Genomic DNA, 10,659 nt, shown 5'->3' with positions numbered 1-10,659 from the left:
CCAGTTTACTTGCAACGACAAGAACGAATTGAAGCACATTTTCTAATTTGTTTTATGGCACTGTTACTGTTTAGGATTCTTGAACAAAAAACACATCAAGTGGCTTCATTTCATGAGATTATTGAAATTTTACGTAAAATGAAAATGTTAGAAGTTCCTGCTCAAGGATATATACCAACATATGAAAGAACAGACATTACAGATGCTTTACATGAAGCGTTTAACTTTAGAACAGATTTTGAAATAATGCCAATTGAAAAGATGAAAAAAATTATTAAACAAGGAAAAGAGAATAGTACTACAAAACAGTCAAAAAAAATAATCCGCTAAAGGTTGTTAAAACAACTCTTTAGCGGATTTTGTCTTCAAAAAAGTGTCAAAGATGGGATAGTAGTAATCCACAATGTGATTATCAATACGTGCTTGATTTCTAAGCATGGATCTGATCATTTCAAACATAATGTAACGGGCACTACTTTGACCTCTCCGATTAATCCGGTCAGCTTCTTTGAATCCTCCGGATTGGATTCGTCGTAAATCTATTCCAACGTAAGCATTTAGTTGCTTATAGCTTGGGAATCTCGCTATTTTTCCTGTAAAGCCTAGTAACAGGGCCGTTGATATTTCTCCCGCCCCAGGAATACTCGCAATGATTTTAAACTCCGGAAAAGTTTTCGCGTAAGTGATCAATTGGCGCTTTAATAAGTCATGGTCCTGATTATATCGCTGAATCTCTCCACAATAACCACGGATTTGGCTAATTAAAAATGAGTCTGCAGGTTGTGCCGGATATGATAATTGGCCGGCCTGCCAGACTTCTTTACATCTACGTACAATTAAATCCGAATGGATTTTAGGACTTACCAAGCCAATGATTTGTTTCACCATCGTTCCTGGAATACAACCTGTTAAAAAATCAGGATGTGGAAAGAGGTTAACAAAAGTTAACCCGAGCACTGATCGAATTGGGTTAAATATATCGTTGTTTGTGGCAGAATGAATATACACAAGAGAGAGGGGGTGCGGACGTTTTTCTGGACCTAATTTAACAAGCATAACCTCGCTTCTTCCGGTACTCAAGAGGACTTAATCCTCCTAATGATAACTTGATCCGTTGATTATTATACCAATTGATGTAATGATCTAAATGAGTTATAAACTGATTAATTGTTGTATTTTTCCAATCACGTTGATAAAACACCTCATTTTTTAACCGGCCAAAAAAACCCTCGCAAGCTGAATTATCTGGTGAGCAACCCTTTTTTGACATGGAGCGGGATAAATTTGCTTTGTTCATTCTTTTGATCCAACCGGGCCAGCGATAATGAGCACCTCGATCAGAATGAATGATTGGATGCTCATGCTCTTGGAGGGTCGCTAGTCCACCATCTAACATTGCATTCACTAATTCTGCATTAGGCTTGGTGCCAATAGTCCAACTAATAATAGCCCCATCATAGCAATCGATAATTGGTGACAAATAAACTTTCCCTGCGGGAGTTTTGAATTCAGTAATATCGGTTAACCATTTTTCATTAGGCTTTTTCGCTTTAAAATCTCGATTCAATAAGTTGGGTTGTGCAGGGGTTATTTCCCCAGCATATGAAGAGTATTTTTTTCACTTGGAAAATTTAACAATTAAATTTTCTTCGAACATCAACATTCGTACAACTTTTTCAGAGAGTTTCTTATCCATGGTTTTAAGCACTTGGTGAATTCTACGGTAACCATAAACACAAAAATTGCTGTTGAAAATGGCGATGATCAATTGTCGTTCTTCAAAATATTTATCTTTTTTTCAAGTACTTGTTTTTGATAAAAATAGCTGCTTTTAGATAATTGAAGTTGCTGAAGAAGCTCTTTCAATTTAAATTGATTTCTTAAGGCATCAATCAATCGTGTCTTTTCCTGATTTGTCAGGTGAAGGAGATTGATGCCTTTTCCTTTTTTTAGCAGTTCAGCAGCTCCCTCAAGTAATGCTTTCTCGAGCTGCAATTGGTGTACTTGTTCTTGTAATTTTTCAACTTCCTTTAAAAGTACTTCTTTTTGAGTTCCTTGATTTTCTGAAGTCATGTGCAGTGGAAAGTCCTTTCCAAGATACGTGTTTTTCCATTGATACAGAGTGACTCTACTAATGCCTTCGGCTTCAGCTAAGCTTTTTCTGTTGGTTTGAGGCTTATAAAACTTTTTCAACACGTCATCTTTTTGATTTTGTGTTAACTTTATCGCACTTTTTCGAAGTTTTCTAGCTCCAGGTGCTAGTTCTTCACACCATTGCCGTAAAGATTCTCTATTGGGATAGCCAAGCATCCGGATAGTCCGTGCATAACATTGACCATATTCAAAATAATGATTCACTGCTACTTGTTTTTGTTCTTCAGAATATTTTGATTTTTTTTGGTGTTTCTGATGTAATTCTCCAGATATCAAGTATTCTTTGTACCATTTGCGTAGTGCGCCCCGGGACGGATAACCTAATTTATGAATGGTAGCGGCATAGGAACAATCATATTTTAAAAATAACTGAATAGCTTTGACGCGTTCTTCATGGGAAAACATGTGGACATTCCTCCTATGTTCATTTTTGGTCCAGGATTATGTCCGCACCCCCTCTTCTTGTGTATATTCATTCTGCCACAAACAAACTCAATTTAAGTATAGTAAAAGAGGTATCAAGATTGTCGTCACAATCTTGATACCTCTTACTTTAGGATGTTTGACGGAGACCCGATTTTCTAAAGCTGGATTCTTGATCCAATCTTTTGAAATGTATTTCACTAAGTCCCTGAGTAGTTCTTCTTTTTAGCTTTTTTTAAAGATACGTGATAACTGAAGTAGTGTGCCGATTTAAACAAAAATTTCTTGTTATACTCGCCTTATCAAATATTGCAGGCGTTTTTATACAATTAGAATATGTCGTAGCAGTTAATTCAGTTGAGCGTCATTCACAAAATAGCTTGACAAACACCTCCGTGAAATGGCAGTAAAAATTATTACTAATGATATTAAAGTTTTAATTTACAATAGGTCATCGAAGGAGCGGTTATCTTGTTGTACGTTGGAATTGATGCTAAAGTAACTGATCTACGCGAAATACTCTGATATTTCCTACCCCAACTGATTACTTATAATCCTCTATTGATCAAAGAATTCGTCAAAGCTCATTCCTTGCGTAAAAACAAAACCGATTTTTTTACGACTTTTTTATTCCGTCCTTGACAAATGTACTTGAAGAATTAATGTCTTGAGATATGAAACCTGAGTTTTCCAAACAAGAGTTGTTGTATTAAAGTTTTAAGAAACAAACCACCTATACATAAAAAAAACCCAGGATCATTATACAATTCTGAGCTATTTGTGCATAGACTGCTATTTCAACTATTGCTTACCCTAAAACTTGAAAAATCAGTTGAAATAAAAAAAGATGATGTCATTAATTGGTTTTATTCCTTCATACTATTCAAATTTATAAAACTTATTTATATTAAAGTTTGACCTCACATGATCGTGCAACCTGATCAGCTACCATACGCCCCTCGTGAATCCCCCAAATCACCAAACTTGGGCCACGTCGAGCATCACCAGCGACATAAAGCTGATCTTGATTTGTCGTATAATCCTCATTGACTTTTTTAATACCAAAAGCATCCATGATTGACTTTTGTGCTCCGGTAAAACCCATCGCCAAAAGAACTAAATCAACTGGCTGCTCCTGTTCAGTCCCCGGAACTGGTTTGAATAAACGTACCTTGCTGGTTGTCAGACTAGTCAATTGACCATTGTGGCCTTTGAAACCGACTGCTGTTGCTTCATAAGTCGTCAAATCTTTACCAAATAATTCTTGGGCTTCTTGTTGACCATAACCCAATTTAGCAACCATTGGCCATTGTGGCCAAGGATTACTTGCCAGCCGCTTAGTCGGCGCTTGACGAGTGATCTCTAATTGATGAATTGCCGCCGCTCCTTGACGAACAGCCGTAGCAATACAGTCATTACCAGTATCACCCCCACCAATCACGACTACTTTTTTGCCGGCCAACAATTTGTTAGCTTTAGTTCCATCCTTCAACACCTGTTTTGTCGCTAAAGTTAGAAAATCAACAGCCTGCATGATTCCATTCAATTCACGACCAGGAACCGCCAAATCGCGAGCTGCCCGGGCACCAATCGTCAAAATGATTCGTTGATACTGAGCTTGTAATTCTTCTGCCGTAACATCAACACCAACGTTAGTATTGACAATGAATTTAATTCCAACAGCTTCCATCGTTGCAATCCGGCGGGCAACGATCTCCTTAGGCAGCTTCATATTGGGGATCCCATACATAGTTAAACCACCGGGACGATCATCACGTTCATAAACTGTAACATCAAAACCAAATTTATTTAATTGCCAAGCCGCAGATAATCCAGCTGGCCCGCTACCGACAATTGCAACTTTGATCCCATTACGTTGCAGCGGCATCCCACTGTCAATCACCCAGTCATGTTTAAATGCTTGGTCGATAATAAATCGCTCATTATCTTTAATCGTAACTCCTTGACCATTTAAAGCTTCATTACAAGCTACTTCACAAGGAGCTGGACAAACCCGTCCCGTAAATTCTGGTAACGGGTTTGTTTTCGTCAATCGTTCAAAAGCTCGTTTATCTTCTTGACGATAAACCAAATCATTCCATTCAGGAATCAAATTATCATTAGGACAGCCACTAACAGCTCGACCACCAGCATAAAAGAAGCCAGCATGGCAATGTGGCACACCACAATTCATACAGCGGGCAGCTTGACGGCGGCGTTCTTCATCACTTAGCGGCCCTTGCATTTCTTCAAAGTCTTTGATGCGATCTTCAACCTCGCGAAAGGGATTATTTACCCGCGGATATTTCATAAAACCAAATGGATCTGCCATTTTCGCTTTCCTCCCTACTTCATGATCGTTGGCTGTGCACCAACAACAACATCAAATGCTTTTTGTTCTAATTCTGCTTTTGAGACTCCCTTACCAGCATATTTTGCCATAATTTCATTGATTTTCCGATATTCTTTCGGATAAACTTTGACAAAATGCTGCTGTTCTGTTTCCCAATTATCTAATAAATATTTTGCTTTTAATGACGCTGTATAGTGATAATGCTTTTTGATCAATTCTAACAAAAGGCTGTCATCACCAGTTTCATTTAATTTAAAAAGTTCAATCATTTCTGGATTGCATTCTTCAGGGAAATTCCCAGCCGGATCATAAACATAAGCCAAGCCGCCTGACATTCCAGCCCCAAAGTTGCGCCCAGTCGAACCCAAAATTACCGCAATTCCATCAGTCATATATTCGCAGCCATGATCACCGATTCCTTCAACAACGACTTGAGCACCCGAGTTTCGAACACAGAAACGTTCGCCAGCACGACCGTTAAAGAATGCTTCTCCACCGGTTGCTCCAAAACAAGCAACATTGCCAACGATTGGCGCATTGCTGTAAATCTGCTTAGCACTGGCCGGCGCTTTGACGATCAAGCGACCACCACTAAGACCTTTGCCAACATAGTCATTGGCTTCTCCAGTCAGTTCAAGTTCCAAGCCCTGAGTAATAAAAGCTCCAAAGCTTTGACCAGCAACTCCAGTATATTCAAACTTCAAACGACCAGCTGGCAAGCCATTATCGCCAAAGCGTTGGGCGATCCAGCCACCAATACGAGCTCCAACAGTTCGCATTCGATTATTGATTGGTTGTTTAATAACAATTTTCCTTCGACCATTAATAGCTGCTTCAGCAAATTGGTTCAATTCCGGCCACTGATCTTTTGGTTTGAACGGATCTTCTACTTTTCGATGGATTCCCACTGAAGTTCCTAAAATTCTTGAAAAATCAAGTGATTTGGCTTTTCCTTTAGCAATGAAACGTGGCTGCAAGTTTTCAGTATGTCCAACTAATTCATCGACTGTCCGATAACCCAAAGCTGCCATTTCTTCTCTTAAATCTTCTGCTAAAAAGCGCATGCAGTTTTTAATATGCTCTGGCTTGCCGACAAAAAATTTCCGTAAACCAGGATTTTGGGTGGCAATCCCAGTTGGACAAGTATTCTTACTGCAAACCCGCATCATGATACAGCCGATCGCTACTAATACTAACGAAGCAAAACTGAATTCCTCAGCTCCCAGCATAATTGCAATTGCGATATCGCGGCCAGTCATCAATTTGCCATCCGTTTCCAAGGTTGTCCGCTGACGCAAGTTATTAAGCGCCAAGGTCTGATGAGTTTCAGCTAATCCCATTTCCCATGGCAAGCCAGCATCCCGAACTGAGTTTCTTGGCGCCGCTCCGGTCCCACCGTCATAGCCGCTGATAACAACTTTATCGGCACCTGATTTAACGACGCCAGTAGCAATCGTACCAACTCCGGTACTTGAAACTAACTTAACGGTAATTTTTGCAAAGGGATTGACCTGTTTTAGATCATGGATCAATTGTTTCAAATCTTCAATTGAATAAATATCATGATGCGGTGGCGGTGAAATCAACCGCACGCCCGGAACCGATCCCCGAACCTCAGCAACCCACGGGAAATTTTTGCTGCCAGGCAATTGACCACCCTCACCAGGCTTAGCCCCTTGTGCCATTTTAATCTGAATCTCTTCCGCACTCATTAAATATTCAGCGTTAACTCCAAACCGAGCTGAAGCAACTTGTTTGATCTTGCTATTCAAGTTGTGACCATCTGGTTGTATCTTAAAGCGAGAACGATTTTCGCCACCTTCACCGCTGTTGCTTTTTGCGCCAAGTTCATTCATTGCTTGAGCAATACATTCATGAGCTTCTTTTGAAAGTGCTCCAAAACTCATCGCACCTGCTTTAAAGCGTTTGACAATCTGACTAACGGGTTCGACCTCACTTAGTGGAACTGCCGGTCGAGTTTGTTTAATATCCCATAACGAGCGAATGGTCGTTGGAGTTTCTAGCTCTTCTTGATGCATTTCTTTAACATAGTCTTGATACATCTTGTAATCATCTGTTCGAACAGCTTGTTGGAACTTATACATCGTCAATGGATTGTATAAATGATGCTCACCATCACGGCGGTATTTAAAACTGCCACCTGAAGGCAGATCCTCATTTGCTTTTAGACCAAAAGCTCGTTGATAACGCTGTAAGTACTCAACTTCAATCTGATTTAAAGTCAAGCCACCGATTCGGCTTTCGGTACCAGTAAAGTATTCATCAACTACTTTTTGTGAAAGGCCAACTGCTTCAAATAGCTGAGCCCCTTGATAGCCAATGATGGTTGAGATCCCCATTCGACTCATAACTTTGACGATCCCTTTTTCTGCTGCTTGACGATAATTCTCTAATTTATCACCTAAACCATAAGCTATCAGCGTCGTATAAGCTCCATATGGATGAATTGCTGAAGCACCATAGCCCAATAAAGTGGCAAAATGATGAACTTCACAAGCTTCACCAGTATCAACAATTATTGAAACCAATTCACGCTTGCTCTTGCGAACCAAATAGTTATTCAAACCTGATACTGCTAATAAAACCGGGATGATTAATTTATCGCGGGTTGCTCCACGATCAGTTAAAATAATTAGATTCGCACCATTATCAATTTGGTTTTCCGCTGCTTTGAACATATCATCCAAAGCCTGCTCCAAACGATTGGTACGTGGAAGATTATCATAACAAATGGAAACCTCTGCTGCTTTAAAACCATATTTCCCATTTAAATGCCGTAGCTTTTCATAATCCGCAGAGGTCAATAAAGGTGAATCTAACCTGATTTTTTTCGCGTTGATTGGCGTATCAGCAGTAATGTCACCATCAGCTCCCAAAAACATTTCGGTTCCAATCACTAATTTTTCACGAATCGCATCAATCGGCGGATTAGTAACTTGGGCAAATTGTTGTTTAAAGTAAGTGAACAGTGATTGTGGCTTTTTACTTAAAACAGATAATGGTGAATCATATCCCATTGAAATAACTGGTTCTTCACCTGTTTTAGCCATTGGGATCAAGGCATCTTGAATAATGTCTTCTGTATAACCATGACGCCGCCAGAGTGTCTTCAGCGCATTGGCTGAAATGTTTTCATCAACATCTGCTTCGGGCAAATCAGCTAGCGTTAGTTGCTCATCCTTTAGCCACTGACCATAAGGATGTAAATTAGCATAATGTTCTTTGATTTCAGCAGTTCGGTAAAACTTTCCTTTGCTGGTATCGACTAAAATCATATCAGCTGGCCCTAAGATCCCTTTGTCAAGGATGTCAGCGGGGTTGACATCATAGACACCTGATTCCGAAGCAACGATCAAAAAGTTACCTTTGACTAGCTGATAACGTGACGGACGCAAGCCATTTCGATCCAAAGCTGCTCCAACTTGAACACCATCAGTAAAACACAACGCTGCTGGGCCATCCCATGGTGCAACAAAGCTTGAACTATATTCATCAAAAGCTCGTTGCTTCGCTGTTAGTTTTGTCCCTTCACCCCAAGCTTCTGGCAACATCATCAATAGGATTTGTGGAATACTGCGACCATGGCGATACAAATATTCCAGACAATTTTCCAGTTTTGCTGAATCAGAGTCATCTTCGTTGTAGATTTCAATATTATGACTGACCATCCAATTTTCAGCCCGTTTTAGCGTATTGATCTCTCCATTATGAGCCAAAAATCTAAATGGTTGGGCACGTTCCCAACTAGGAAAAGTATTGGTAGAAAAACGTGAATGGATCAAAGCAATCGCTGCTTCCATTGCTGGTTGATGCAAATCAGGGTAAAATTCACCAACTTGGTAAGCATGCAGCATTCCTTTATAACATAAAGTTCGACTGGAAAGACTAACAATTCCAAATTCTTCAGCTGAGAAAGTCTTCTCTAGATGACGACGCAAGAGATAAAGTGCATCTTCAAATTTTCGACCTGCTGACACATCAACTGGCTTTTTAATAATGACTTGAGCAAATCCTGGCATTGCTTTTTGGGCAGTTGGCCCGCAGCTTTCATAAACATATGGTACATCCCGCACAGCGAGAACTCCAAGACCGGCTTGTCGAATTTCATCAGTTACAGACTGCAGCATTGCTTGTTTTTCATTTTCTCGCTGTGGCAAAAACAGCATCCCAATTGCATACTCTCCCAATGGTGGTAATTCAAATTCCTGTTGCTGAGCATACTCCCTAAAGAACTTATCCGGCATTGAGATTAGAATGCCCGCTCCATCGCCGGTGTCAGGTTCAGCTCCGGTCCCACCACGATGATTCATCCGTCGTAACATGGTTAAAGCACGCTCAACTAATTCATGACTGGTTTTACCATCAATTTGAGTAATAAAACCCATTCCGCAGGCGTCATGTTCAAAAGCCGGACTATACATCGTCTTTTTTTTGGTTTCCATTGTTATTCCCCACCTTATTTGCAAAAAATGTCACCAGACATCAAGATAACCCGAACATTGTAAAATAAAAGATTCTTAAAAATTGTCTAATGTTCTTTTAATTTTAGTGGTAGATTCAGAAAATAACAAGATGATGGAGTAAATTCTTTGGAAACTAAAGAATTTAAGTACTAATAGTTTGTTATTTTACGTGAGAGCTCTTAGAATCTGCCTTTAAGCTGACATCAGCTTCCTAGTTTTGTTAACTAAAAAACACACAGTTTGACCTGACTCTTAAAAGGCCAAAAACCGCATGCCATAAAAAACTATTTACTTTTAATGTAGTTCTGTCCATCTGCTGCTGGTGCAACTGCTTTACCTAAGAAAATCACTAACACAATAATCGTAATCGCATATGGTGCAACCTGGAACCAAACTGAATTAACATGTGCCAGGAATGGAACATATCCGCCAATAATCGGCAAACTCTGAGCAAGGCCAAAGAAGATGGCAGCAGCTGTGGCTCCTAATGGATTCCATTTGCCAAAAATCATCGCAGCTAACGACATAAAACCTTGACCAGAAATTGTGCTGACAGAAAAGTTCAAGGTAATCGATTGTGCCATAACAGCTCCACCAATGCCGCCTAGAAAGCCCGAAATCAAAACTCCCAGATAACGATACGCAGCAACATTGATCCCTAACGTATCGGCAGCGACAGGATTCTCACCAACTGATCGTAAACGTAAACCAATATTAGTTCGATATAAAAAATACCAGCCGATAATTCCAACAACAATTGCTACATAAGCAACTAATGATGTATGGGTAAAGAGCATTTTACCTAATAATGGGATTTTCGATAATCCTGGGAAAGTAAAAGTTCCCATGCTTTGATCAATAATTGGTGTCTGGCCTTTGCCATTATAAAAAATTCGGGTTAAGAACACACATAACGCTGGTGCAAGCATATTTAAAACCGTCCCACTAATGATATGATCTGCACGAAAGTTGATCGTTGCCACCGCATGCAGCAGTGAAAATAATAGCCCGAATACTGCGCCAACCAACAATGAGATCCACGGAGTTGCCGCCCCCAAAATTTTAGCAAAAAATAAATTAAAAACCGTACTACTAAATGCCCCAACGATCATCATGCCCTCGAGGCCAACATTGACGATTCCACTATGTTCTGAAAAAGCTCCACCTAACGCGGTAAAAATCAGTGGAGCAGCATAAATCAAAGTTGTTGAAAAAACAGTCATTAAAACAGTTGAAAAACTCATC

The 10,659-nt window shown here is 39.8% G+C and carries 4 protein-coding genes and 2 pseudogenes; 1 reads left to right on the top strand and 5 read right to left on the bottom strand.

Annotated elements, in window-relative coordinates; translation table 11 throughout:
- Positions 1-330 (top strand): annotated as a pseudogene (locus KH893_RS07000) (IS1634 family transposase); the annotation flags it as partial.
- A 6-nt stretch (positions 331-336) separates the two neighbouring features.
- On the opposite strand, the gene KH893_RS06995 reads toward KH893_RS07000, so the two are convergent.
- From KH893_RS06995 to KH893_RS06975, 5 genes and pseudogenes are all read right to left on the bottom strand, one after another.
- Positions 337-1,080 (bottom strand): transposase, encoded by a 744-nt coding sequence (locus tag KH893_RS06995; protein ID WP_281165437.1) that lies wholly within the window; start codon positions 1,078-1,080, stop codon positions 337-339.
- Positions 1,046-2,559: pseudogene (locus KH893_RS06990) on the bottom strand (IS3 family transposase). The gene KH893_RS06995 and the pseudogene KH893_RS06990 overlap by 35 nt, the downstream one beginning before the upstream one ends.
- Positions 2,560-3,484: 925 nt before the next feature.
- On the bottom strand, positions 3,485-4,909 hold the full coding sequence (locus KH893_RS06985) for a glutamate synthase subunit beta (RefSeq protein ID WP_281165436.1): 1,425 nt from the start codon (positions 4,907-4,909) through the stop codon (positions 3,485-3,487).
- Positions 4,910-4,923: 14 nt separating this feature from the next.
- Positions 4,924-9,393: a glutamate synthase large subunit gene (gene gltB, locus KH893_RS06980; RefSeq protein WP_281165435.1), complete on the bottom strand. Its 4,470-nt coding sequence runs from the start codon at positions 9,391-9,393 to the stop codon at positions 4,924-4,926.
- 305 nt (positions 9,394-9,698) lie between these two features.
- Complete coding sequence (locus KH893_RS06975) at positions 9,699-10,658, bottom strand: ABC transporter permease (protein ID WP_281165434.1); 960 nt, start codon at positions 10,656-10,658, stop codon at positions 9,699-9,701.
- Position 10,659: the final 1 nt, after the last annotated feature.

This window comes from Liquorilactobacillus sicerae (assembly GCF_029916425.1).
GTDB classification, from domain to species: Bacteria; Bacillota; Bacilli; order Lactobacillales; family Lactobacillaceae; genus Liquorilactobacillus; species Liquorilactobacillus sicerae.
This window is presented reverse-complemented; position numbering and strand designations above follow the sequence as displayed.

What these genes read in the sequence shown, in the direction of transcription:
- gltB (WP_281165435.1), bottom strand. Translation starts at nt 9,393, where the DNA reads ATGGAAACCAAAAAAAAGACGATGTATAGTCCGGCTTTTGAACATGAC.
- KH893_RS06975 (WP_281165434.1), bottom strand. Translation starts at nt 10,658, where the DNA reads ATGAGTTTTTCAACTGTTTTAATGACTGTTTTTTCAACAACTTTGATT.
- KH893_RS06985 (WP_281165436.1), bottom strand. Translation starts at nt 4,909, where the DNA reads ATGGCAGATCCATTTGGTTTTATGAAATATCCGCGGGTAAATAATCCC.